This is a genomic window from Cesiribacter andamanensis AMV16 (genome assembly GCF_000348925.1).
Taxonomy (GTDB): Bacteria; Bacteroidota; Bacteroidia; order Cytophagales; family Cyclobacteriaceae; genus Cesiribacter; species Cesiribacter andamanensis.
The window spans coordinates 1-25,516 of sequence record NZ_AODQ01000043.1 but is presented as its reverse complement, the minus strand read 5'-3'; the positions used below and the strand labels follow the sequence as shown (position 1 = coordinate 25,516).

Genomic DNA, 25,516 nt, shown 5'->3' with positions numbered 1-25,516 from the left:
GCCGCAGGGGGAGGCAATCTATCCCTCTTATAGTTGCGCCAGGGTCAAAAAAAGTGTAGCTTATAACTACTTTTTTAAGGAATGCCTTTTTTGTTACCTACTAAACCCTTGCTTTAGCCATGCACAGCCGCATACGTACTTTTGGGGAATACAGAGCCGCTTATAAACGAAGTGTAGAGGAGCCTGAAGCATTCTGGGCCGAGCTGGCCCGGCGCTTTAGCTGGAAAAAACCCTGGGACACTACCCTGGAGTGGAATTTTGCGGAGCCCTCCATCCAGTGGTTCAGGGGGGGTGTGCTGAACATTAGCGAAAACTGCCTGGACCGCCACCTGCAGGAGCGTGGTGATAAGGTAGCCCTGATCTGGGAGCCCAACGACCCCACCGAAGCCAGCCAGAAGATCACCTACCGACAGCTGCACGAGCGGGTGTGCCGCATGGCCAATGTGCTGCACAACAACGGGGTGGGCAAGGGAGACCGGGTGTGCATCTACCTGCCCATGATACCCGAGCTGCCCGTGGCCCTGCTGGCCTGCGCCCGGGTGGGGGCCATCCACTCGGTGGTCTTTGCCGGTTTCTCCAGCCGGGCCATAGCCGATCGCATACAGGATGCAGCCTGCAAGCTGGTGATCACCGCCGATGGCATGTGCCGCGGGGCCAAACGCATCCCTGTAAAAGAAGTGGTGGATGAGGCCCTGCAGGAATGTCCTACCGTAAAACGGGTACTGGTGGCAAAGCGCCTGCACCTGGACGTGGCGATGAAGCCGGGCCGTGATGCCTTTCTGGACAGCGAGCTGCGCAAGGCCGCCCAGAAATTTGAGGCCGAGCCCATGGACAGTGAAGATCCGCTCTTTATACTCTATACCAGCGGCTCTACCGGCAAGCCCAAGGGGGTGGTGCACAGCTCGGGCGGCTATATGGTGTATGCCGATTATACCTTCCGCAATGTGTTCCAATACGAAGAGGATGATGTCTACTGGTGCACCGCCGACATTGGCTGGATCACCGGCCACAGCTACATTGTGTACGGCCCGCTGCTGGCCGGCGCCACTTCGGTGCTGTTTGAGGGTATTCCCACCTGGCCCGATGGCGGCCGCTTCTGGGAAGTGGTAGACAAGCACCGGGTTAGCCTGTTTTACACCGCCCCTACCGCCATAAGGGCCCTGATGGCCGCCGGCCCCGAAGATGTGGAACGCTACAAGCTTAGCTCGCTCCGCGTATTGGGTACGGTAGGCGAACCCATTAACGAAGAAGCCTGGGAGTGGTACCACCACTATGTAGGCAAGGGCCGCTGCCCCATTGTGGATACCTGGTGGCAAACCGAAACCGGCGGCATCCTCATCTCCCCCCTGGCGGGCATTACCCCCCTGAAGGCCGGCTTTGCTACCCTGCCCCTGCCGGGCGTACAGCCTGTGCTGCTGGATGCCGAAGGAACAGAACTGGCAGGAAGGGGAGTGGAGGGCAACCTCTGCATAAAATTTCCCTGGCCCGGCATGCTGCGCACCACCTGGGGCGACCATGAGCGCTGCCGCCAGACCTATTTTGCCCCCTACCCCGGCTATTACTTTACCGGCGATGGCGCCCGTCGGGATGAAGAGGGACACTACCGCATCATAGGCCGGGTAGATGATGTGATCAACGTCTCGGGCCACCGCTTTGGCACGGCCGAGATTGAGAATGCTATCAATGAACATGAATACATTGCCGAATCGGCGGTGGTGGGCTACCCCCATCCCATTAAGGGCCAGGGCATCTGGGCCTATGTGATCTGCACCCCCCGGGCGCCCGGTGAGGAGCAGCTGCAGGCCGAGGTAGACGAACTGGTAAGCAAGCTTATTGGCCGCATTGCCAAACCCGATGTGGTGCAGGTAGTGCCCGGCCTGCCCAAGACCCGCAGCGGCAAGATCATGCGCCGCATTCTGCGCAAGATTGCCGCCGGCGAAACCGATAATTTTGGTGATACTTCTACCCTGCTGGATCCCGAAATTGTAGACACCATCAAAGAAGGAGCTTTGGTAAAGCTAAGCTCCTGAGGAGTGCCGCACAGGCTACATCTCCTTTTTCCTGAGCAAGCGCCACCCCAGCCGGGTGGCGTTTCCTGTTCAGAATAAGCCAGGAAAATTCAGGTTTCAGTACAACATTACGCAGGCAATAATTTTATTTTAGAGCAAATAATATGAACTTAATCTATCTTTGTACTGGTTTCTGCACAAATAGTCCGAGGAATAGTCAACACAATGGTCTTATTTATCCCCAAATACCACTATTTATTTAGTAGAAATTACAAGCCAAACCATTCAAATTTGCCTGTAATACGCTAAATTTCATGAAAATATGGTATGTTAAGTTGTTGATCCTGTGGCTGTCTTCATTTCCCTTAGCGATCCCTATGTCCTGGTTTAGGTACCTGCGCACCTTCTGCCTGTTTCTCTGTCTGCTTGCCGGGCAGCAATCTGCCTTTGCCCAGGACCCCTCCGTCAAGACCTACAATGCCCGCACCTTTTATGAGGACAATGGACTGGCCTCCAATGAAGTGTATTCCCTAACCCAGGGACCGCGTGGCGAAATGTGGTTTGGCACCAAGAAAGGCATCAGCACTTTTGACGGGCTTCGGTGGCAGCACATTGCCGGGAGCGACAGCTTTCATTTCAATACAAAAAGCAAGCTTATCCGCCTTGGAGACAGCCTGATCCAGGTAAGTGGCCAGATGCATCACATACACTTCAGGCTGCATCTGAATGGGAAGTCCAGTGACCTGACCACCATTCCCTACACAACCAAGCCGAATGACCGCCCCCCCTTGACCGCCGTATATCGTGCAGGCTCGTCGCTTACCCTGGCCGCTATTGTAAATGACCATCTCTGGCTCATGCAACACCCCAACGGCAAATGGAAGCAGTACTTATTGCCTAGCCATCTGGCAAAAAGCAGGATCTACAATCTTTTTTACCATAAATCGTCGCTTTTACTCCTGACAGAAGAGGGCTTATTCAAGTTTGATCCATCAAAGAACTACTATCCCCCTCTGTGGCCTTCTGTTTTAGAGGGTAAAACCGTTCTGAATGCAGCCCATTCTACCGATGGTGAAACGCTTTACCTGCTCGGCAGTGATTGGGTAGGGGAATGGAAAGGAAATAAATTCCGCTTTTTAATAGAAGACCTCTACAAGGGAGAGAAGCCCAGTACCAATTTTGACATCTACAACATTCTGAGCACCAGAAATGGCTATCTGATCTTTCAGCACCGCAGTTCGGTTTTCCTGTACAACCACAAAACCGGAACGGTAGACCCTATAAAGCTCAATCTGGCCGGTGCTGCAACCACCCCTACCAATATTGTAGAAGATGATGAAGGAAATATCTGGATAGCAACCCTGCGCGGTGTTAGTATGCTGTCAAGCCTTCGCTTTGCCATTCTAGAAAAAGTAAAGGGCCTGCCAGACAATGAGGTAAGCACCATTATGTTTTTAGACTCCAGCAGTGTGCTTATTGGCACTAACCTTGGCCTTAATATTCTTCAGAATAATAACTGGGTGCTACAGGCGAAGGCCAGGACGCCCTTTACTTCTGCAGTGCACCGCATCCTGGATGCTACAAAAGCACCTTCAGGCCTGGTATATATAGCGGGCAACAACATGGGACTTGGGATTCTGCATCCCAACCGTAAAGTGGAGTGGCACCCCCTTCCGGAAGATCTGATGGCTGTTTCGGTCGTCTACTGGAAAGGGCAGCCCTATATAGGGACCGACCTTGGTAAACTGCTGCGCTTTGAGGGGGGGAAATTCACAACGGTGCTAAACCTGAATGACAACGTCTATTTCCGAAAGCTCTATACAGACAAACAAAATGATCTGTTGATCCTGAGTGCCAAAGGCCTGTACGTATTCAATGGCATTAGCAGCAAGCATATTACAGCAGAGAAACATGCCTACAGAAATCTTTACAATTTACTGGAGTGGAATGGCCGTACCCTGCTGGGCTCCACCAATGGCATTGTTGAGATAGAGGGAGATCAGCTGGTAGCCGTACGCGATACGCTCCTGCGCATCAACAGGCCTGTGTATGCCCTGATGGCAGACTCCCGGGGCAGGCTATGGGCAGGTACAGACAAGGGTGTGTTTGTTCAAAAAGCAACAGGCACCAAACTATTGAACTATAACCAGCAGCATGGCATGCTGGGCCAGGAGATAAACCGCAGTGCGCTGGTAGAGATGCCAGACGGGCGCATCTGGATTGGCACCGACCGGGGTCTGACCATCTACGATCCCCACTTTGACCACGATACTCCGATCATTCCGCGCCTTTCGCTCACTTCGCTTAAAGCCGATGAGCAAGCGCTCCCCCTGCAGCAAACGCTGGAAGTAGACCATAACCAGACCCCGCTGGAATTTGGTTTCCGGGCCATTTCTTTTTCTGCACCTGATGGCATCCGCTACCGCTACCGGCTGAATGGCCTGGAGAAGGACTGGAATTATTCCGACAACTACCTGCAGAACAGCGTACGCTACGCCAGCCTGCCGGCAGGCACCTACCAGTTTATGATACAGGCCCGGTTGCAAGAGGGCGAGTGGAGCCCGCTAGTGAGCAGTGGCAGCATCCGGGTAGCGCCTCCCTACTATAGCCGCTGGTGGTTTATTGGCCTGATTGCCCTTGGCCTTGGGCTTATTGGCTACGCTACCAACGCGCTGATCATACAGCGCAGCAATGAAAAAAGGCTGCAGGATGCCATAGACGAACAGAAAAAGGAAATTAAAAAGAGCGAATCGAAATTCCAGTCCATCTGGGAATCGATGGACAGCGGCGTGCTGGTGATCAACCAGCTGGGGCGCATTACCTTGGTAAACCCCTCGCTTTGCCGCATGTTCCGCCGTACGCCCGAGCAGCTGATAGGCCATGAGATTGGCGCCCTGCTGGACCATAGCCGCCTCAATACAGCACTGGTCAAGAGCTGGTTTGCCAACCCGGGCAAGCAAAAGTTTGAGCTCGATATTACGGTAGGCGGCTTTCCGCTGCACCTGCTCATCACCTTCTCTGCCCTGAACAAACTGCCCCAGGAACCCCTGCTGATCATTGGCTTTAAGGATATTTCGGACAAGAAAGAGACCGAAATGAAAAACCTGCGCCTCAATGAGCTGCTGGTGCGCCAAAACCGGGACCTGGTAAAGAAAGAGCTGGAGCTGGCCTCCTTTAATCAGGAACTGCTCATGCGCCAGAACGAGCTGCAGGATGCGCTGCGTATTCTGGAAGAGCGCAATTTTGAGCTGGACCAGTTTGTATACAAAACCTCGCATGACCTGCGGGCCCCCATTGCTTCGGCCCTGGGCCTGCTGAACATCATGCGCATGGAAGGCCCTACCCAAAGCTGGCCGGGCTATATTGACATGATCTTCCGCTCGCTGCAAAAGCAGGATAACTTCATCAAGGCCATGCTCAACTTCTCCAAAACGGCCAGGGCTACGGACAATCCCGAGGTGATTGAGTTTGAGCCGCTGATCGAGCAATGCCTCAACGAGCTGCAGTTTCTGCCCGGCTTTGATGACATCAACAAGCGGGTGCGGGTAAAAAACCACGCTACGGGCTTTTATTCGGATAAGATGAAGATCAACATCATCTTGTCCAATATCCTGTCGAACTCCATCAAATACCGGGATCCCGGCAAAACCTCCCGCCTGGATGTAGGGGTGGATATACAGGTAGACCAGGCGCAGATCACCATCAGCGACAACGGCATCGGCATCAATAAAAGCTATGTGAAGAGCATCTTTGATATGTTCTACCGGGCTACGGAACGCTCCGATGGCTCAGGCCTGGGCCTGTACATTGTAAAACAAACAGTGGAGCGTCTGGGCGGTACCATTGAGGTATCGAGCGAGATTGGTATTGGCAGCAGCTTTAAGATCAGCATCCCCAACCGCATTCCCATAGCCGTTGCCAAAGAGTATCTGGAGCAGGACCCTACCCCCAGCCCCCTGAACCAGCCCTGAGCCGGCCGGTCAGGTAGGCTGCATCAAGCCCCACCCCCCTCACACCAACAGCAGCTGCCCTTCAGCCAGTGGGGGTGAAGGCTTAGTGGTTGCCCGAACGCTCCTTTTTCTCTCCTGCCTGCTCCTCCTGCCTGGAAGGATGCCGGCTGGGGTCTTTGATCTGAGGGGGCTCCGGGGTGTGTACCCGCTTTTTGGAGGTTTCGGCCGGCTGTTGCGTACGGCTGTCTTTCTCGGATGTATCTTTCTGCTCGTTCATATCCCTTTTTTTGTAGGTAAACGCAGCTGCAAAACAGATTGTTAGGCAGGCCGGCCCCTTCTGCCCAACGGCCTTAGCTGTTCTGTGATGGTTTATACAAAAAGAGGATAGAGCGCCTGGCTGAACGCCTGTGTCTGGGCCGGCTCCAGCCGGTTGCTTACCACAATGTGGGCCAGCTGACTAACCATGCCCTTAAACTTCTGCTCCAGCTCCAGGGGGTAGCCCTCCGGGTAAAGACTCCAGCTCCATATGGGGCTCTGCTGCCCGCCCATGCTGCTTTTGAAGCGAATCAGGCCCCTGGTTTCGTCCAGGTCGCTCAGGCCCAGGTCCAGAAAGGGGCAGCCCATACCGGCGGCTTTGCGGATCAGCTCCCAGAAAAGCAGGTTGTTGGGGCGCAGGCGCAGCCGATCGGTGGCAGAGCATCCCCATTTGTAATACAGCGCCTCGCCGCTCCGGAGCACAATGGCGCTGGCCAGCACTTCCTCCTGCTGCCGCACCTCATAAATAAAGCCCTCCCCTGTTTTGATAAACTGCTCCCAAACCCGCTGAAAAAAAGAGAAGGGCTGCGGAATGAGGCCCAGCTTTTCAGTGCGCAGGCGGTAATAGAGCCTGTAAAACTGCAGCAGCGACTCTTCACTATGGCTGCACTGGGCCCTGAGCCCTCCCCTGAGGGCCTTGCGCACCCCCCGCAGAAAAGAAGCACTCATGGGCGGGGCGGGCTGCCCGTTGAGGGGAATGCGGTGCAGGCAGGCTACGCTTACGGGCGCACCGAGTGATTCCAGCTGCTGCAGGCTGGCAAACAGGCCCGCACATTTAAAGTGAAGGGGGGTGTGGGGAAACTGTCGGCGAAGGGCAGCCAGGTGCCGGGGCAGCATGCCCGGGCTGAGGGGTGGCAGGGTATAATCGGAAAACGGCAGGCTAATGAGCTTAGGACCCAGCACCCCCCTCCCCTCTGCAAAGAGCATATAGCCCCCCTCAGCATCTGTTGTCTGCCAGAGCCTGAAGCCGTAATGGGCCACCAGCACCCCCAGCCAGCGGGCAGAATAAAACAGACCACTCCCGCTGCCTGCCAGGCGGGTAAGGGAATCGGGAGTAATGGGCTGTACGCTTATTTCTGCCACATCATGCGTGCTTAGTTCCACTCCAGCTGGCTGCGGGTGGTCCAGTAGCGCTCAGGCTCCTCGGCCAGCCCCTGCAGGCGCTGCAGCTGCTCGGGTGTGAGCCCTACACGGAGCGCCACCAGATTGGAGCGCAGCTGCTCGGGCGTTGCCGCCCCGCTCAGCACCACATCGGCCCAGGGCTGGGCCAGAATGGCTGCCAGAGCCAGGGCGTCGAAGGAATAACCTGTTTCGTCGCTCAGCTGTTGTAGCAGCGCGCGTTTATCAGCAAAAGCAGCCTCCTGGTTGCGGGTGGTAAGCCGGCCGTTGGCCAGTCCCTCCTTTACCAGTATCCCCAGGCCGGCTGCATGGGCCTGGGCCAGGGCCGGGCCGGCGGACTGCTCCAGCAGGTTCCAGGTAGCCTGTACCACATCAAAGAGGCGCTCACCGCCAAAGCGGATCTCCAGCGCCCGCTGCAGGGTTTCGGCCTGGCGCGGGCCGCTTAGCGTAAGGCCAATAAGCAGCCCGTGCATTTTAAGGGCATGCAGCCGGTCGAGCACCAGCTTATTATCCAGCACGCCCGATTCAAGGGTGGCAGAATGGATCTGGTAGAGGTCCAGGTAACCGCCCAGCAGCAGGTTGCTTTCTTCCCGCTGCTTGTCCAGCTGCTGTAGGGAGTGTTGCTTTACCTCATGTTCCCGGGCCTGCACCTGCCAGTTGGCCGTATAGGTATAGCCCCATTTGGAGCCTACCACGGCGGCCCCTTCAGAAATGTTGCGGCCCCGCAGCCAGCTGCCCAAAAACTTTTCGGCCCGGCCGTAAGAGCGCGCCACATCAAAATAACGGATGCCCGCCTGCCAGGCGGCATCCAGCATGCTAAAGGTATGCTCCTCCATGGCAGCGGTATCATAGCGGCCGGCCATGTCCTGCCCATGCCCAAGGGTAATGTAGCCGGGGCGGCCCAGAGCGGCCAGGCCCAGGCCCATGCGGGATACCCGTAAGCGGGCAGCTGTAAGTTCTCGGTACTGCATCATACGCCAGCGTAGGGCATGTTATCGGATTTGGTAACCAAAGGGGGTAAACGCAAAGGCGGCCAGCTTCATATGCTGCCGGGCAAAGGGTATGCCGATGATGGTAAGGGCCATCAGAACGGCAAACAGCAGGTGTGTTAGGGCAATCCATACCCCGCCCACCACAATCCAGAGAATATTCATACTGGTGGCCAGGCAGCCGGTTTGGCTGCCATCATGCAGCAGCTGCCGGCCAAAGGGGGTAAGGCTTAGCCCTGCAAGCCTAAAGGCCTGCAAACCAAAGGGAATGCCAATAATGGTGAGGCAGAGCAATAGCCCGCCTATGAGGTACTCCAGAAAAATGAATATACCCCCACCCAGGATGATCCACAGAATATTACCAACCGTATTCATAGGCGGAATCCTGTATTTTTGTATCTGTTTTACGCGCGTATGCGCTACTTTTGTTCATGAATAATGCCTGAGGGCACTTAGTGGATATGGAAGCTACGCAAAAGCAAGTTATCGATAAAGCAAGCCAAAAAGAAAAGCGCCGCAGACTGGAGTTTCTGGTAAAGCTGTTCCTGTTTATAGGCGTGGTGATCTGGCGGGTGTATTACGAGGATTTTCTGGAGAACGAATACCGGATCCCCAAAAACCTGATCAATGCCCTGACGTTTTACATCTCGGCCCACATCATTATCTCCTTTACCCGCCTGATGCTGGTGGCAATTTACTTAAGAAGACATCACCGACAGGCCGGTTTCCGAAATAATTTTGTGATCGGCATCAACCAGATTGCCTCCCTGCTCTCCTTTGTGGCGCTGGTCATTGGGGTATTCTTTCTGTTCAGCATTGATCCCAAGCAGTTCTTCACCTCTATTTCCATTATTGCGGCGGCCATCGCCATCCTGTTTAAGGACTACATCAACAACATGATCAATGGCCTGATCCTGATGTTTTCCGACCACCTGAGCATTGATGATTATGTGGGCATAGGCGATTTCCGGGGGCGCATCATCGACATTACGCTCATGAATGTGCACCTGCTTACCGACGATGACGATGTGATCTACATTGCCAACAGCACCATCCTGAACAGCAGCATTGTAAACCACACCAAGCGCAACCAGCGCAAGATCATCATAGAATTTTCGGTAGTACCCAACCAGATCGAGGGGCTCAATGAACTGGAGCGCTACCTGGAGCAATCGCTCAAGGAGTGGAAAAGCCAGATTCTGGCCGATTCGGCCCAGCTGCGGGTAGTGGCCATTACCACCACCACGGTCAACATCAAGTTTCAGCTCATCCTGCAGCGACCCAGTCGCCGGCTGGAGAAAGAGATCCGGCGCCACCTCAACTGGCAGATCATCAGCTATATCAATGAGCAAAAAAGAACAGAAAGCCTCAGCTCCTAAGCTGGAGCATTTTTTTGAGGATGTGTATGCTGTGGTGCGCCTGATCCCCCCCGGGCGGGTAAGCAGCTACGGCGCCATCGCCCGTTACCTGGGCCGCAGTGGCAGCGCCCGCATGGTAGGCTGGGCCCTCAACGGCGCCCTGCAGCTGCCCGATGTGCCCGCCCAGCGGGTGGTGAACCGCCAGGGCCGCCTAACCGGCAAGATCCATTTTGGCTCCCCTACCCGCATGCAGGAATTGCTGGAGGCCGAGGGGGTGGCGGTACAGGACGATCAGGTGGTGAATTTTGCTGCCCTGCACTGGGACCCGGAACAGGAACTCTCCGCCGAATAAGGGGACTATTCCCCCTTCCCTACTTCAGGACTGGCCGAATACGCTCGGCCCAGATCCGGTAGCCCTCTTCGTTCATGTGCAGCTGGTCTTCTACAAAAAGTTCGGGCCGGGGCTCGCCTGCCCGGGGCTCGCCAGCCCGGGGCTCGCCTGCGGCATTGAGCATAGGGGTGTAAATATCAACAAAAGTGGCCTGCGGCTGCCCGTCCAAGTATTGCCGGATCAGGGCATTGGCCTCCTGCATCAGGGGCTGGTACTGCAACCGGCTGGGGCTGGGCTTTAGCGAGATGAACACAATGGGTACCCGGGGCAACTCCTGCCGAATGGCCGTAAACACCCGCTCAAAGCGCTTCAGCACCTCCTGCGCACTTACCCCTCCCGCCGCTATATCATTCTCGCCGGAGTAGATCACAATTTGCCCGGGCTTGTACGGCAGCACAATATCGGCCAGGTAGCGCTCCAGATCTTGAAGGGTTGATCCGCCAAAGCCCCGGTTCAGCACCCGCTGCTGCGGAAAGCTCTCGGCCAGCGTGTGCCACAGCCGTATGGACGAGCTGCCCACAAAAAGGGTAGCGCCTGCCGGGGGCATCTGCTGCCGGTCCTGCTCCTTATAGGCCTGAATCTCGCTCCAGAAGGGCGGCTCGGCCTGCTGCGCACAGGAGGGCTGCAGCGTGCCAATGGTAAACAGTAGGGCAAAAAGCCAGCGCATACAGCGTTTCATAGAGCGGCCGGTTTAAGTATGTAACACGTAGTTATACGGGCGAGAGCGCTCGTTTGCCGGTGCCCAGGGAGATCAGGAACAGGCCGATGAGCATCAGCGCGCCATTGAGCAGCAGAATAAAGAATCCAAACTTAAAGCCGCCAAACCAGGCCTCCGAGTTCCAGTCGATCAGAAACGAAAGCAGGGGGGCGGCCACACACACCAGCGGCGCCCAGCTGTCCCGGATGGCGCGCTTGGTAAGAATGCCAAAGGTAAACAGGCCCAGCAGCGGCCCGTAGGTAAAGCCGGCCGCCTTAAAGAGCACATTGATCACACTTTTGTCGTTAAGGGCATTAAAGAGCACAATCACCAGCAGCGTAACTATCGAAAAGCCGATGTGCACCAGTCGGCGGGTGCGCTTCTTGCCGGCATCGTCGGGGCGCTTCTCAAAATTGAGAATATCTACACAAAAGGAAGTGGTAAGGGCGGTAAGGGCCGAATCGGCCGAGCTGTAGGCCGCCGCAATAATGCCCAGCAGAAAGAGCACCCCCGCTACTACCGGAAAATAATTGAGCGCCAGCAGGGGGTACAGGCTATCGGTACGCTCGGGCAGGGCAATGCCTTTTGCCTCCACATAGAGGTAGAGCATGGCGCCCAGTGTCAGAAACACCAGGTTGGCAAACACCAGCACAATGGTAAACCAGAACATGTTCTTCTGCGCATCTTTCAGTGTACGCACCGTCAGGTTTTTCTGCATCATGTCCTGGTCCAGGCCCGTCATCACAATGGCAATAAAGGCGCCGGAGATAAACTGTTTCCAGAAATAGTTGGGGCTGTTCACATCCTCAAAGAAAAAGATCTGCGAAAAGCGGCTCTCTTCCACGGCCTCTACCAGGCCGCCCAGCCCCATGCCCAGCTCCTGCCCGATGAGGTAAATGGTAATGCCCACCGCCAGCAGCATAAAGAGCGTCTGCAGCGTATCGGTAAATACAATGGTTTTGATACCCCCCTTAAAGGTATAGAGCCAGATCAGGCCAATGGTAATGGCCACTGTTACGGCAAAGGGTACATTCAAGTCATTAAAAATGGCCAGCTGCAGCACATTGGCCGCCAGGTAGAGCCTGAAGCTGGAGCCAATGATGCGGGAGATCATAAAAAAACGGCCCCCGTCTTGTACGACCAGAAGCCAAAGCGCTCCTCCAGGTAACCATAAATGCTTACCAGGTTAAGCCGGTAGTAGAGCGGCAGCAGCACCAGGCCAATAACGGCATAGCCAATGATGTAGCCCAGCACCACCTGAAAGTAGCTGAAAAAGCTTACACCCACCTCGCCGGGAATGGAAATAAAGGTAACCCCACTGAGCGAGGCCCCAATCATGCCAAAGGCCACCAGGTACCAGGGGCTTTGGCGGTTGGCGGTAAAAAAAGTCTTATTATCGGTTTGGCCGCGGGAGGTAAGCCAGGAAACAACAATTAGCAGCAGAAAGTAGGCGGCAATGATGCCAATAACCAAAGCAGGGCTCATACGTAACTAAGAGATAAGAGGTAAATTTGAACATTATTCCTTATTTTTGCCAACGTAAAGGCTGAAAGTATGAAGTTTAGAACCGCTCATGAACTAGAGGTCGAGGTACTGGAAGAAGTACAGGTAGCCGAGGTGGACGTTGATGTGGACGAACGGGACCTGATGGTGTACAACGACGACTTCAACACCTTCGATCATGTGATCAACACCCTGGTGCGCGTGTGCAAGCACGATGTACAGCAGGCCGAGCAGTGTACCTGGCTGATCCATTACAAAGGCAAGTGCTCTGTGAAGAAAGGTAGCTACGAGGATCTGAAGCCCATGCGGGATGGGATTCGGGAAGCCGGCATTGATGCCAAAATTGTATAGAACATCCCCTCCACCACAACTGCAGGCCTGATCCTTTCAGGCTTTTTTTATACCTTGGCAGAGCGCCGGCGCACACCCCTCTAAATGCCCCTGCATGGGCCATAAAAGGGGGAATTTAGCACGCAGAAGCCGGTTTTAACGGAATGAATTTGCCCCAAAGGATGTTGCTATACTAGCACAAACCCACACCATGCAATACCCATCTCAATACATAGAAAAAGCCGTAGAAGAAATTGCCAAACTGCCTGGCATTGGCCGTAAAACAGCCCTGCGCCTGGCCCTGCACCTGCTGCGCCGGGAAGAGAGCGAAACCGAATCGCTGGCCGGGGCCCTGCTGGACCTGCGCCTGAAAACCCGCTACTGCAGCAACTGCCATAACCTGTCCGATACCGAGATCTGCGCCATTTGCGCCAACCCCGCCGGGATGCTTTTACCATTTGCGTAGTGGAAAACCCGCAGGATGTGATGGCCATAGAAAACACGGCGCAGTACCACGGCCTCTACCATGTGCTGGGCGGTATCATCTCCCCCATCGAAGGCATTGGCCCTTCCGACCTGCGCATCGATACACTTATTAAACGGGTGGCTGAAGGGGGTGTAAAAGAGGTGATCCTGGCCATTAGTCCCACCATGGAGGGCGACACCACCTCCTTTTACCTGACCCGCAAGCTGCAGCCTTATGGGGTACGCACCAGCAGCATTGCCCGCGGCGTGCCTGTTGGGGGCGAGCTGGAGTATACCGATGAGATCACCCTGGGCCGCAGCATCCTGAGCCGCACCCCCTATACAAACGGGCAGGAGAAGGGAAATTAGGGGTGGTTGTTATCGGAGTTTTTCTGCTCGGCACATCCCCGTAAGCGTCTGTAGCGAGTTGCTGGTGAAAACAGCAGCAACGGGAGGGGGCCCCAACTTGGTACACCCTGCGTGGGCCGCCCTGCGTGGGCCGCCCCGAATCTGTGACATTAATTTTGGCGTTCTCCGAACTCCCACATACGTCAGGGATCTTACTAAAGGATAGTGGGTTCGAGCCTATGGCACGGATCTTCCAAGTATAGCGAGGTCCGAGCGGCACCCTCGAACCAGCGAAAGGGCATCCAATATCAACACAGCCTTACCTGTGGTTGGTGTTTTCACCAACCACTTCTGAGCTGTACCCTCTTATACTAACGGGCAGGAGAAGGGGCACCTTAGCAGCAAACGAGCGACCCAAAAAAAGGCCGAGAGGCGTCCTATTGGGCGCCTCTTTTTATGTTCCCATACTATCCCTTACCATTTGTAAAAACACAACCACCAAGGGAGATATAGCCTAAAAAAAAGTCTTGATACCCATACCCTATAAGCTTACAATTTGTAGGCTTCAATACTTACAAAAGATTAGCTTGCTTATTTATAGTCAACAGCTTCTTCCAAATGTGGATATTGCCTTCTTCCCAATTGTTGATGTTCTCACCAACTACCTTTGTAGCCAGACGACTTTTCTCCCAGTTGTTGGTGTTCTCACCAACAACTCGGGCAGCTTACCTATTTTTTTGTGATGGCTACGTTCACCCACCCCGCTAGTACGCCAAACACTAGAGCAGGGCCAAGGCGAAATGAATTGGGCCAGATTCCTAGACTTTTGGGGCGAATGATTAACTTAGTGCCCTAAAATTAGCCCGGTATGAACCTCCTGAGCGACCGCATAGCCAACCTGGAAGAATCGGCCACCATTGCCATGGCCTCCAAAGCCAGGGAATACAAAGCAAAAGGCATCCAGATCATCAACCTGAGTCTGGGCGAGCCCGATTTTCCCACTCCTCAGTTTATACAGGATGCCGCAAAAGAGGCCATCGACAGCGGCCTCTACTTTGCCTACCCCCCTGTACCCGGCTATCTGGACCTTCGGGAAGCCCTGGCCCAGAAGCTGCAGGAGCAAAACGGCATTGCCTGCACCCCCGCCAACATTGTGGTAAGCACCGGCGCCAAACAATCCATTGCCAACCTGGTACTCTGCCTGGTAAATCCCGGCGATGAGGTGATCCTCTACTCGCCCTACTGGGTCAGCTACAAAGCCATTGTAGAGCTAGCCGGTGGCATACCGGTAGAAATAAAAGGCTCGCTGGAAAATAATTATAAAGCTACTGCCGAGCAGCTGGAAGCCGCCATTACCCCCCGCACCAAAGCGGTCATGTACTCCTCGCCCTGCAACCCCACCGGCGCAGTATTCAGCCCCGATGAGATCCGGGCCATGGCCGAAGTATTGAAACGCCATACGCATGTGGTGGCCATTGCCGACGAGATCTACGAATACATCAACTTTACCGGCGAGCAGATCAGCCTGGGTTCCATTCCCGAGATTGCTGATCGGGTAGCCACCGTTAACGGCTTCTCCAAAGGCTCGGCCATGACCGGCTGGCGGGTAGGCTATATGTGCGCCCCGCTCTGGCTGGCCAGTGCCTGCAACAAAATGCAGGGCCAGTTTACCTCGGCCACCAACAGCATTGCCCAGCGGGCTGCCCTGGCTGCCACCAAAGGCGGTCTGCAGGCAGCCAATGAGATGCGCAATGCCTACCTGCGCCGCCGCAACCTGGTGCTGGAGGGGCTAAAGGAAATTCCCGGCCTGAAGACCTATGTACCCAATGGCGCCTTTTACATCATGCCCGATGTAAGCAGCTACTTTGGCAAAAGCTACCAGGGCAGCACCATCCGCAATGCCGATGAACTGGCCCTCTTTCTGATCGATCATGCGCATGTATCGCTGGTGTCGGGCGGAGCCTTTGGCGCACCGGAAAGCATCCGCATCTCCTATGCCGCCGCCGATGAGGATCTGGTAGAAGCCCTTGCCCGCATCAAAAAAGCCCTTGCCCTGCTCAGCTAAGGAATGACTGCGCTTTCACTGGAAACTATATTTGACCGCTTTAACGAGCTCAATGCCCTGATTGTAGGCGATGTGATGATTGACGCCTATATCTGGGGCAGGGTGGACCGCATCTCCCCCGAGGCGCCGGTCCCCATTGTGCAGGTGAGCCGCCGGGAAAAGCGGCTGGGCGGAGCTGCCAATGTAGCCCTGAATGTGCAGGCCATGGGCGCCACCCCCCTGCTGTGCAGCGTTATTGGCAATGATGCAGACGCCACGCTGTTTGAAGAGCTGCTCCGGAACAGAGGCATCTCTGCAGAAGGCATAGTCCGCAGCCCGCAGCGCATCACCACCATAAAGGAACGGGTACTGGCAGGCTCCCAGCAGATGCTGCGGGTAGATTCCGAGCAGGACAGCCCCCTGCAGGCGGCAGAAGAAGACCAGCTGCTGGAGCGCATTGCCCAGCTGCTGCCCCGCTGTCAGGTGCTGATCTTTGAGGATTATGACAAAGGCGCCCTTACCCCGCGAGTCATCTCCGAAAGCATCCGGCTGGCGCGCAGCCTGGGCATCCCCACCGTGGTAGACCCTAAAAAGCGCAACTTCTTTGCCTACGAGCAGGCCACCCTTTTTAAGCCCAACCTGAAGGAACTGCGCGAGGGCCTGAAGCTGGACTTTGAAAAAGACGATCAGCCTGCCCTGGAAGAAGCCGTGCAGCAGCTTAAGCAACGCCTGCAGCTGGAGTATGCACTCATTACCCTTTCGGAGCGGGGGGTATACATTGATGCCCCCTCTGAGCACTACCTGCTGCCCGCCCATGTGCGCAGCATTTCAGATGTATCCGGCGCTGGCGATACGGTGGTGAGCATTGCCGCCCTTGCCCTTGCCCTTGGCCTGCCCCCGCGCTCGCTGGCAGCCCTGGCCAACCTGGGCGGTGGCCTGGTGTGCGAGCATGTGGGTGTAGTACCTATTGACAAAACCCGGCTTTACGAAGAGGCCAAGCTCACCCTTCTTGGTGCATGAACCTACGCAGGATAAAGAACGACCTGGCCGAAAGCCTGAACCGACTCCTCTATGAGAGCCGCACAAAGGCCTATACCTCCATCCGGTCCGTTACCTTTATCAGTTCGCTGACAGCGGTTGCCCTGCTGGTCTACAACATCGGCTATGAACTTAGCCCCATGGAACAGCGGCAGGTTTATTACGGCCTGGACCTGGTGTTCCTGATATTTGTACTTACCTATGTAGCCCGCTGGCTATACTCCTTCCGGCGTACCGATTTTATCATCCGGCATAAGTTTGAAGGGGTGCTGATGGGCATTATACTGCTCAACGGCCTGTCGGTGTATCTGCTGGACATTGCCCTGATCCCGCGCCTGCTGGGCGAGCTGGGTCTGGCCAATCCGGTAGAGCTCTACCATTTTTTCATCGGCTGCTTTATGTTTCTGCTGCTGGTGTACGAGTTTGGAGTAGCCACTACCCGCCTGGGCAACCTCAATGTGCGGCCAGCTACTGCCTTTATCTTCAGCTTTCTGATTCTCATTAGTCTGGGCACGGCCCTGCTGATGCTGCCGGACATGACCCGCGCCCCGGGCAGCATGCCGTTTCTGGAAGCTTTGTTCACCTCGGTGAGCGCCTGCTGTGTTACCGGATTGATTGTGGTTGATACAGCCACCTACTTTACCCTCAAGGGGCAACTGGTGATCATGTTGCTGATTCAGCTGGGCGGCCTGGGCATCTTATCCTTTGCTTCCTTTTTTACCCTTATTTTCAGGCAGGGGGTAGGCATCCGGCATCAGGTAATGCTGCAGGACTTTTTAAGTAGCGAATCCCTGCTTACGGCACGCGGGCTGCTGCGTCAGATCGTGCTCATGACCTTCTTTATTGAATTTATCGGCTTTTTGCTGATCTTCTCCACCTGGAGTCCTGACGTTAAGTTCAGCTCTATCGACCAGAAGATCTTCTTTTCGGCCTTTCACTCGGTTTCTGCTTTTTGTAATGCCGGCTTTAGCCTGTATACTAACGGGCTTTATGAAAACCTGGTGCGGGAGGCCTACGTCATGCACCTGGTAATTGCAGGCCTTGTTATCTTTGGGGGTATTGGTTTTCCGGTAATACAGGACTTATTCTCCCGCAAGCGCCTGCGAGATCGCCTTCGCAACCCCTGGAAAGACTGGCAGCTGGGCACCAAAATAGCCGTGTACGTTTCGGCATCCCTGCTGCTCTTTGGCACACTCATGTTCTATGTACTGGAATATGACAATACACTAAAGGGACTCACCCTGCTGGAAGCTGTGATCACCAGCTTTTTCCAGTCCATGACCACCCGCACCGCAGGCTTTAATACGGTAGATATAGGTGCGCTGCGGCTGCCTACCTATATTATTTTTATGTTTCTGATGTTTATTGGCGCCTCCTCCGGCTCTATTGGGGGTGGTATCAAAACCTCAACCTTCTTTCTGGTAGTAGCCTCTACCATTGCCACCGTTCAGGGAAAGGCCAAGCTGGAGATAGGCAAAAACTTTATCAGCACCTCGCTGGTGTTCCGGGCCCTATCGGTTTTTATTTTTGCCGTAGGGGTAAATATTCTGGGAATTCTGCTGCTAACGATCACCGAACCCGGCATGGAACTTCGCTCCCTGGTGTTTGAACAGGTTTCGGCCTTTGCCACCGTTGGCCTAAGTACCGGCATCACTGCTGAATTATCAGACATGAGCCGCATCATCATAATCTGCAGCATGTTTATAGGCCGGGTAGGCACCATTACTTTTGCCCTGGCCTTTACCAGCCGGGTAAGCACCCGGGCCTATCAATATCCCAAGGCACACCTGATGGTGGGCTAAGCTGTTTGATCCCCTGTTTTCTTCAGCACAAAAAAACCCGGAGCGCTGAGCCCGGGGTTTGTTTTTTCCTGTGTGTATTGCCTGCAGGCCAGCGGGTATCAGCCGCTTACCTTGCCGCCATAGTTCTTTCTGAGGCTTTTGTTCTTCTTCTTTTTCTTTTTCACTTTTCCTTTGTTCAGCACCTCAGTCATGTTGAAATCCCGGATAAAGCCGGCCGAAAGGCTCATGCTGGCAATGGATGAGCGCAGGTTATCCTGATAGAGGTTCAGGCCAAAATCGCCCCCGGCTTCGGTAGCAAAGTAGCTTTTGCCCAAGCCCAGGCTGGTGCGGGCATCAATGAAAATGTGGTTGCGGAAGCCCAGGTCAAACATCACCCCACCGCCCGCATACAGGGCCATCTGCCAGCGGTTGGCCGGCGTGATATACTCGGTGCTGCCGTACTCACCGGGCGCCTCAAAGCGAATAGTATAATCCATGGAGCCTTCCTCCAGATAGGGTGACTGTTCATTGGAGCGCAGGCGGCCGCTGCCTCCCAGCCAGTAATGCAGGGCCGGGCCGGCATTCACATACCACTCCTGATGGCTTTTTTTGATATTGGTATGGAAACTTACACGAAACAGGGCCGCAACGGCCAGATAGTGCTGTTTTGCCACATCGTGCACCTTAATCAGGTTGCGCTCGTAGCGCACATCCTTTTGCCGGTACAGGTAGAGCCACTCGGTATGCAGCGAGTAGCGCTTGTTTACCCAATAGTTGGCCGCAATGCCCCCGTGGTAGCCGGGCCGGTAGTTGCTGGAGTAAAAAGGAGCGAAGTCGTTGTTCTCCGGCACCCAGCGGGTGATGGAGGCGCCGCCTACCGGGCCTACCCGCACCTGGCCCTGGAGCAGGATGGGAGCAGCCCACAGCAGGGCCAGACATGTGTAAAAATAGAATTTCATACCTGTTTTAAACAATACGTATCTAGTATGGCGCCAATCCCCTATCTTTGCCAGCTCCGGACTTCATCGCACCAACATCCCCCTTTTTGGTCCGGAACCCGCACAGCAGGCAAGAGGCGTTCACAGGTTTAAAATTACGCGCTTACGTTCTGGTAAATCTTTAAAAAAAGTGTGAATTGGTACGCAGGGCAGGAAGTTGGAGAAAATGGAGAAGTTCTTCCCGGGCCAGGCTTTACCTTAGCATATCAAAACTATAGGACTATCGCTATACCCATGCTCAACCGGCTACTACTAGTTACCATCACATGTGTAGTATTCACATGCCAGGGCCTGCAGGCCCAGGAGGCTCCGCTGTATAGCCAGTATTTCACTAATCCGTTTTTGTACAACCCGGCCTTTGCCGGTACGGATGGGCATGCGGTGGCTTTTCTGACTCACCGCCGCCAGTGGGTTGGCATAGAGGGCGCTCCTACCTTATATGGTGTCAGCGTTCATACCCCCTTTAGCAAAACCATGGCCGGCGGCCTGCAGCTGCGTACCGAAAGCCGGGGTGTGCTGCGCTCATCCGTAGCCATGGCTACAGTAGGCTACACGGCACATTTTGGCGAAAAACACTTTCTGCGCATGGGCCTGGCCAGCGGCATCAGCCACCATACAGCCGATTTTAGCGAAGCTACCGAGCTGCAGCAGCCCTACCTGGCCAACTGGGCCAACCAGGCCATGCGCTTTGAGGCTGCTTTTGGCATTAACTACCACCTGCGCCATTTTAACCTGGGCCTGTCGCTGCCGCAGCTTACGGCCCAGAAGGTGATCAGTGCTGATGCGCAGGAGCTCTTTGAGTTCTCGCCCCTGGAGCAATGGGTGGGCACAGCCAGCTACTATGCCATTATTACCCCTGAAAAGGTAGAACTTGAACCTTTGTTTATAGCCCAGAAAGTGGGCGAAGATAAAATACGCTACGAGGCAGGTGCCGTGCTGTACTTGAACAGAACGCTATGGGGAGGAGGCACCTACCGCTACCAGTACGGAGGCACGGCCCTGCTGGGCCTGAACCTGACGCCCGGAATCAGCTTTGGCTATGCTTATGAGTTTGCCAATGCCCTGGTAGGCAGCATGCTGAAAAGCACCCACGAACTACAGATCAAAATTCGCCTCGGCGCCGACAAGAACTACAGCCAGGAAGTGCAGCACAAGCCGCGCTTCGAGATGTAATCCTTTACTGTTCCTACCCCATGAAGAAGCTGTTATTTTTTTCCATCTCCCTTCTGCTTCCGGCCAGCCAGCTGCTGGCCCAGCGGCCTGTTGTCTCCGGCATAAGCCCCCGCACGGCAACGCCAACGGAGGTAATTACCCTTAGCGGCAGCAACCTGCCCACCGGCAGCAATGCGCATGTGCAGTTTGGCGCTGCCAGGGGTACGGTAGTGGAATCCAGCAGCAGCCAGCTAAAGGTAAGCGTTCCGGCAGGCGCCAGCCTGGAGGGGGTTACGGTCACCAACCTGGCCAGCGGGCTGGCAGGCAAAAGCGCACAACCCTTCCTGCTAGCCTTTGGCGGCAGCAGCTTTGATCCGACAAAATTCACCACAGATGCTCCCTTTGCCGGCAACACCGGTATGTTTGACCTCTGCGCCTGTGACCTGAACGCCGATGGCCTGGTGGATGTGGTGAGCAGCCATGAAAACAGCCTGCAGCTGTCGGCTTTTCAGAATACCAGCACCCTGTCCGTAGCCAGCTTTGTTAAAACCAATCTTACGCTAAATGCCTACAGCCGCAATGTGATCTGTGGCGATATGGATGGCGATGGCCGGCCCGACCTGCTGGTGTCCGGCTCGGGCATCAATGGCAACAGGGCCTATGTGCTGCGCAACACCAGCCCTGCGGGGGGCGCAATTTCCTTTGGTCCGGCCCTGGCCCTGCCCCTGTCCATCGGTGGCGCAGCCATGCTGGCCATGCAGGATCTCAATGCCGATGGCCGCCCCGAGGTGCTCATTACGTCCCGCTCGGGCAATATCATCACCATCTTTAAGAACAGCTCCACAGCCGGTAACCTACTGTTCGATGTTGATACTCCCCTGGAACTGACCATATCCGGCTTTAGCAGCACCCATGGACTGGTGGTGCAGGACCTGGACGGCGATGGCCTGGCCGATATTGCCGTATCACCCTTTCAGGGCAGCGGTGTAAGCCTTTTGCGCAATACCAGCACCGGTAGCGGCATCAGCTTTACGGCAGGCCAAAGCTTAAGTACCGAGGCTGGCCTTATTAACCTGATTGCTGCCGACCTGAATGGCGATGGCAAGCAGGACCTGGCGGCTACCAATACCTATAATGACCTGATCTATACCTGGCCCAACACCAGTAGCAGCGGAAACCTGCAGTTTGGCGCCTCTTCCAGCATCAAAGCCGGTACCCAACCCTGGGGTCTGGCCAGCGGCGACCTGAACGGCGATGGCCGGCCCGAGCTGGTGGTGAGCCACAACAGTGCCTCCCGCTCGCTGTTTATCATCAGCAATACCAGCACCAGCAGCAGCTTTAGCTTAAGTGGCGCCCACATTGCTACTACTGAAAATGGCCGCCATCCGAAAGTGGTAGACCTTACCGGCGATGGCAAACCCGACCTGGCCTATACCGGCACTACCAGCAACAACCTGCGCGTGCTGCGCAACCAGCACTGCGTACAGCCCCTACTCTCCCATTCCGGCACCCAAACCCTGTGCAGCGGCCAGAGCCTTACCCTACAGGCTACCCGGGCAGTTGGGGTGGTTTATACCTGGACCCGCAACGGAACCCCCCTAAGCGCCACAGGCTCCTCCATAGAAATTACCGATGCCGGCACCTATGCCGTAACCATTTCTGCTGCTGCAGATGGTTGCTCCCTAAGCTCGGGTACTGTACAGGTAGTATCGGGCACAGGTGGAGGGGGCAGTACAGTGGCCATGGAGCCCATTGCTGCCACCTGTATCGGCGGTTCGGCCATCCTGAAAGCCACAGCCATGACAGGCGCTACCTATGTATGGAGTGGCCCAAATGGCTTTACCACAACCACCAGCACGGCCAGCCATACCCTCACCAACGTACAAACCTCCGCAGCGGGCAGCTATAGTGTTGTGATAAAAGTGGGTGAATGCCAGTTTACCCCTGTGGCTCAAACCCTTACGGTCAATAGCAAACCAACCGCCAGCATTACGGCTTCTGCCACCGCCTTTTGTGCTGGCACCTCGCTTACGCTGCAGGCCCCCAGCGGCTTTGCTGCCTACCAGTGGAAACTGAATGGCGCCAATTATACCGGTACAGGAGCTACTACGGCCAGCATCAGCACCGGCACTGCTGGCAGCTATACGGTGGTGATCACCAACAGCAATGGCTGCTCAGCCGAAAGTGCTGCCGTTGCCATCACCCAGACGCAGGCACCGGTAGCCAGCTTTAGCGCTCCGGCTACAGCCTGTCTGCAGCAAGCGGTCAGCTTCCAGAATAGCTCAACCTATGCCAGCGGACATACTCCTGTGTATGCCTGGTCCTTTGGCGATGGCAAAACCTCCAGCGAGGCCAACCCTACCCATACCTATCCGGCTGCGGGAACCTATACGGTGAATCTGACTGTAAGCTACGGCTCAGGCAGCTGCAGCAACTCCAGCAGCAAAACCATTACGGTGGTAGCTGCGCCTGAGATAGAACTACTGGCCGATGGGCCCACCGCCTTTTGCCCCGGCGAATCGGTAATGCTACGACTGGAAGGCGATGTAGCCAGTGTACGCTGGAACACCGGTGCTACCACCCCTACTCTTACTGCGGCTAATAGCGGTACCTATACGGCAACGGTTACCACCAGCGCCGGCTGTATACTAGAGCGCTCCCTTGACATCAGTCATCTGGAAACCCCTGCCATCAGCATCAGCGCTTCTGCCCGCTCCATCAAACTGGGCGAAACGGTTACCCTGAGCGGTGTGGGTGGTCTGCGCTATGCGTGGGAAGCCAGCGAGCATATTACAGATTTGTATAGTTCTACCGTTAGCGTATCACCCAATCGCACTACTACCTATACCGTTAGCGGCTGGGGGGAGAATGGCTGTGCGGCATCCGCATCCATAACAATAGAGGTAGACAATTCCCTGCGAATCAGCCCTCCCAAGATTTTTGTACCGGCAGTAGATGGTACCTGGGTTGTTGGCGATATTGATCTGTATCCCGATCTGCGCCTTAGCCTGGTGAATAGCCTGGGCCGGACCATCTTTGAAGCCCAGCCCTACCTCAACAGCTGGGATGGAACCGAAAGGGGCCGTATGCTGGAAGCAGGGGTTTATTATTACATTTTTAAAGACGCCGCCGGAAAGGTCGTAAAGTCAGGGAGCATCACTCTGCTGCGGTAAAATGCAATTCTTTCTCTCCTTAGAATAACAACACCCTATGGGCTAAAGCAATCTAAGGGGATATCTTACATATTTTGAAAGTGCTTCTTTAAAGTCTGTAATTTAGTAACCTGGCATACTGCCCGTTACTAAACCACTAAACTTTATTCTGCCTCCACCCATGAAGCAGTTTTACGCACTTTTCTTATTCCTGATCGCCTTTCTTCCTGCCACGGGCAACACCTCGGCTTTGTCCAATTCGGAAGATTTTAACTGCACAGCATTTGCCAACTACCAGGTGGACATCACCGTGGTGTCGGGCACCTCAAAATGCAAAGGCCAGTATGAAGGTGAGCTAAGGGCCCAGATCCGAAATGGCAGCGGGCAGGCGGTAAATACCGGTAATTTTGAATACACCTGGTATTATGCCGACCACATGTTTGATAATAACTACCGGGTAAGTATTGGCAAGGATGCCAAGAAATTAGCCCCCGGTACTTACAATGTGGTGGTAGTGGACAGTAACACCGGCTGCCGTATTTTCGGGCAGGCCCAAACCATCAACAAATCGATTGACCCCTGTTTTAAGATGGCTGAAGGCTACCCCAGAACCATCCTGGGCTGTAATAAAGCCCCTATTGGACAGGTTTTTCTTGAAAACTGCAAAAACTACAAGATTGAGTGGTACAATGGCCTGATCATCGATAAAAAGTACATAAACAACGTTTACACCAGCCAGGACTATAACTACCAGATTGCCCCGGGTACCTACACCATCATTGCCATAGATGAGAGTACGGGCTGCGAATCTGACCCCTATGTATTTACCGTAGAAGGCTGGCCGATCCCCCCGGTGGTAAATGCCAGCATCCTCGCCGATACTACCTGTGCCGGCAACGGAAGTGGCCGCATCAGCCTTACTTCTTCTACCCCTGCCCCCGGCACCGAGCCGGAGCTGGGCTACACCTACCAGTGGCGCAACTCCAGCGGAACACTGCTGTCACAGTTTACCAACCAGGCAACAGCCAGCCCTCTTCCCTCCGGTACGTATACTGTAACCGTTACCGGAAACTACAACAATGATAATTTTGAATGTAGCACCACTACCAGCTTTACAGTACCCCACCAGCCGGTAAATCCTATTGCTTCCTATACCTCAAGCCCCAACAGCATTTGCGATCCGGCCTCGGCCAGCAGCGGGGTGCAGTACAATGGCAGCATCACCGGCTCGGCCACCTATAAGGGGGTTACCGTCACCAACTTCAGCAACTATACCTTTACCTGGACGCACAGCGATGGCACGACCGGTTCGGTCACTGGTACCAACCTGATGCCCAACCTCAAGGGGGGTACCTATACTGTGGTGGCACGCAATAACAGCCTGGGCTGTAATGCCGCTCCGGTAAGCGTAACGGTACAAAACACCCTGCCTAGCCAGAGCCTGACGCTCAGCGCCACTCCGCAAACCAGCTGTAATGGCACCCCCAATGGTGCCATCTCGGCCAGCTACAGCATTTCACCAGCCAGCTCAGGGTCAGTAAGCTACCGTTGGTTTTTGGGCAGCACGGCCACGGGTACCCCTATCAGCAGCGGTACAGCCACTATGCTTTCCAACCTGGCCGGTGGTCAGACCTATACCGTTGAAGCGACTGATGCAGCGAGCGGCTGTAGAGTAGTTCGATCAATCGTAGTACCTATGCAGCAAGGGGTGGTAACGGCCACCCTCACTCCCACACCCAACAGCATCTGTTCTCCGGCTACGGCCAAGAACGGTGGCATCGCCCTTAGCGAGCTGCGCTTCAATGGCACAGTGGTAACCGATCTTTCTGGCTATACCTTTCAGTGGTACCGGGAAGTAAGCGGCAGTTTTCACACTG

17 protein-coding genes and 2 pseudogenes are annotated in these 25,516 nt (G+C 55.1%); 12 read left to right on the top strand and 7 right to left on the bottom strand.

Annotated elements, in window-relative coordinates; translation table 11 throughout:
- Window positions 1-119: 119 nt before the first annotated feature.
- On the top strand, window positions 120-2,030 hold the full coding sequence (gene acs, locus ADICEAN_RS09680; protein WP_009195405.1) for an acetate--CoA ligase: 1,911 nt from the start codon (window positions 120-122) through the stop codon (window positions 2,028-2,030).
- 356 nt (window positions 2,031-2,386) lie between these two features.
- The gene (locus ADICEAN_RS21100) at window positions 2,387-5,980 is read left to right on the top strand and encodes a sensor histidine kinase (RefSeq protein ID WP_009195404.1); all 3,594 of its coding nucleotides are present in this window, start codon (window positions 2,387-2,389) and stop codon (window positions 5,978-5,980) included.
- A gap of 82 nt (window positions 5,981-6,062) precedes the next feature.
- Here the strand turns inward: ADICEAN_RS21100 and ADICEAN_RS22605 are convergent, their stop codons facing one another.
- The 4 genes from ADICEAN_RS22605 to ADICEAN_RS09660 all read right to left on the bottom strand — a co-directional run bounded on the left by ADICEAN_RS22605 (window position 6,063) and on the right by ADICEAN_RS09660 (window position 8,757).
- On the bottom strand, window positions 6,063-6,236 hold the full coding sequence (locus ADICEAN_RS22605; protein ID WP_009195403.1) for a hypothetical protein: 174 nt from the start codon (window positions 6,234-6,236) through the stop codon (window positions 6,063-6,065).
- Between the two features lie 92 nt (window positions 6,237-6,328).
- A complete protein-coding gene (locus tag ADICEAN_RS09670; protein ID WP_161622684.1) occupies window positions 6,329-7,357 on the bottom strand; it encodes a GNAT family N-acetyltransferase in 1,029 nt (342 codons plus the stop codon).
- Window positions 7,358-7,368: 11 nt separating this feature from the next.
- The gene (locus ADICEAN_RS09665) at window positions 7,369-8,367 is read right to left on the bottom strand and encodes an aldo/keto reductase (protein ID WP_009195401.1); all 999 of its coding nucleotides are present in this window, start codon (window positions 8,365-8,367) and stop codon (window positions 7,369-7,371) included.
- Between the two features lie 18 nt (window positions 8,368-8,385).
- Window positions 8,386-8,757, bottom strand: coding sequence for a YccF domain-containing protein (locus ADICEAN_RS09660; protein ID WP_009195400.1), 372 nt, complete (start codon window positions 8,755-8,757; stop codon window positions 8,386-8,388).
- A gap of 86 nt (window positions 8,758-8,843) precedes the next feature.
- Here ADICEAN_RS09660 and ADICEAN_RS09655 point away from each other — a divergent pair, with 86 nt between their 5' ends.
- Window positions 8,844-9,761 (top strand): mechanosensitive ion channel family protein, encoded by a 918-nt coding sequence (locus ADICEAN_RS09655; RefSeq protein WP_009195399.1) that lies wholly within the window; start codon window positions 8,844-8,846, stop codon window positions 9,759-9,761.
- On the top strand, window positions 9,727-10,092 hold the full coding sequence (locus ADICEAN_RS09650; protein WP_009195398.1) for an MGMT family protein: 366 nt from the start codon (window positions 9,727-9,729) through the stop codon (window positions 10,090-10,092). Before ADICEAN_RS09655 ends, ADICEAN_RS09650 begins: the two co-directional genes overlap by 35 nt.
- Window positions 10,093-10,111: 19 nt before the next feature.
- Here the strand turns inward: ADICEAN_RS09650 and ADICEAN_RS09645 are convergent, their stop codons facing one another.
- Window positions 10,112-10,810, bottom strand: a complete 699-nt coding sequence (locus ADICEAN_RS09645; RefSeq protein WP_009195397.1) for a GDSL-type esterase/lipase family protein — start codon at window positions 10,808-10,810, stop codon at window positions 10,112-10,114.
- 31 nt (window positions 10,811-10,841) lie between these two features.
- A pseudogene (locus tag ADICEAN_RS09640) lies at window positions 10,842-12,313 on the bottom strand (sodium:solute symporter).
- Window positions 12,314-12,382: 69 nt separating this feature from the next.
- Between ADICEAN_RS09640 and ADICEAN_RS09635 the strand changes: the two are divergent.
- The 5 genes and pseudogenes from ADICEAN_RS09635 (at window position 12,383) to ADICEAN_RS09615 (ending at window position 18,358) form a co-directional block, all read left to right on the top strand.
- Window positions 12,383-12,682 (top strand): ATP-dependent Clp protease adaptor ClpS, encoded by a 300-nt coding sequence (locus ADICEAN_RS09635; RefSeq protein WP_009195394.1) that lies wholly within the window; start codon window positions 12,383-12,385, stop codon window positions 12,680-12,682.
- Window positions 12,683-12,872: 190 nt separating this feature from the next.
- Window positions 12,873-13,495, top strand: a pseudogene (gene recR, locus ADICEAN_RS09630) (recombination mediator RecR).
- Between the two features lie 847 nt (window positions 13,496-14,342).
- Complete coding sequence (locus tag ADICEAN_RS09625) at window positions 14,343-15,539, top strand: pyridoxal phosphate-dependent aminotransferase (RefSeq protein ID WP_009195391.1); 1,197 nt, start codon at window positions 14,343-14,345, stop codon at window positions 15,537-15,539.
- A 3-nt stretch (window positions 15,540-15,542) separates the two neighbouring features.
- A complete protein-coding gene (locus tag ADICEAN_RS09620; RefSeq protein ID WP_009195390.1) occupies window positions 15,543-16,538 on the top strand; it encodes a bifunctional heptose 7-phosphate kinase/heptose 1-phosphate adenyltransferase in 996 nt (331 codons plus the stop codon).
- Entirely contained in the window at window positions 16,535-18,358 is a 1,824-nt protein-coding gene (locus ADICEAN_RS09615; RefSeq protein ID WP_009195389.1) for a TrkH family potassium uptake protein, read from the top strand. The genes ADICEAN_RS09620 and ADICEAN_RS09615 overlap by 4 nt, the downstream gene beginning before the upstream one ends.
- Before the next feature lie 98 nt (window positions 18,359-18,456).
- Here the strand turns inward: ADICEAN_RS09615 and ADICEAN_RS09610 are convergent, their stop codons facing one another.
- Complete coding sequence (locus tag ADICEAN_RS09610; protein ID WP_009195388.1) at window positions 18,457-19,296, bottom strand: outer membrane beta-barrel protein; 840 nt, start codon at window positions 19,294-19,296, stop codon at window positions 18,457-18,459.
- A 273-nt stretch (window positions 19,297-19,569) separates the two neighbouring features.
- Here ADICEAN_RS09610 and ADICEAN_RS09605 point away from each other — a divergent pair, with 273 nt between their 5' ends.
- The 3 genes from ADICEAN_RS09605 to ADICEAN_RS09595 form a co-directional block, all read left to right on the top strand.
- On the top strand, window positions 19,570-20,508 hold the full coding sequence (locus tag ADICEAN_RS09605) for a PorP/SprF family type IX secretion system membrane protein (RefSeq protein ID WP_009195387.1): 939 nt from the start codon (window positions 19,570-19,572) through the stop codon (window positions 20,506-20,508).
- A 20-nt stretch (window positions 20,509-20,528) separates the two neighbouring features.
- Entirely contained in the window at window positions 20,529-23,660 is a 3,132-nt protein-coding gene (locus ADICEAN_RS09600; RefSeq protein WP_009195386.1) for an FG-GAP-like repeat-containing protein, read from the top strand.
- A 160-nt stretch (window positions 23,661-23,820) separates the two neighbouring features.
- Window positions 23,821-25,516 (top strand): hypothetical protein (locus tag ADICEAN_RS09595; protein ID WP_040396631.1); only part of this gene is annotated, 1,696 nt, incomplete at its 3' end.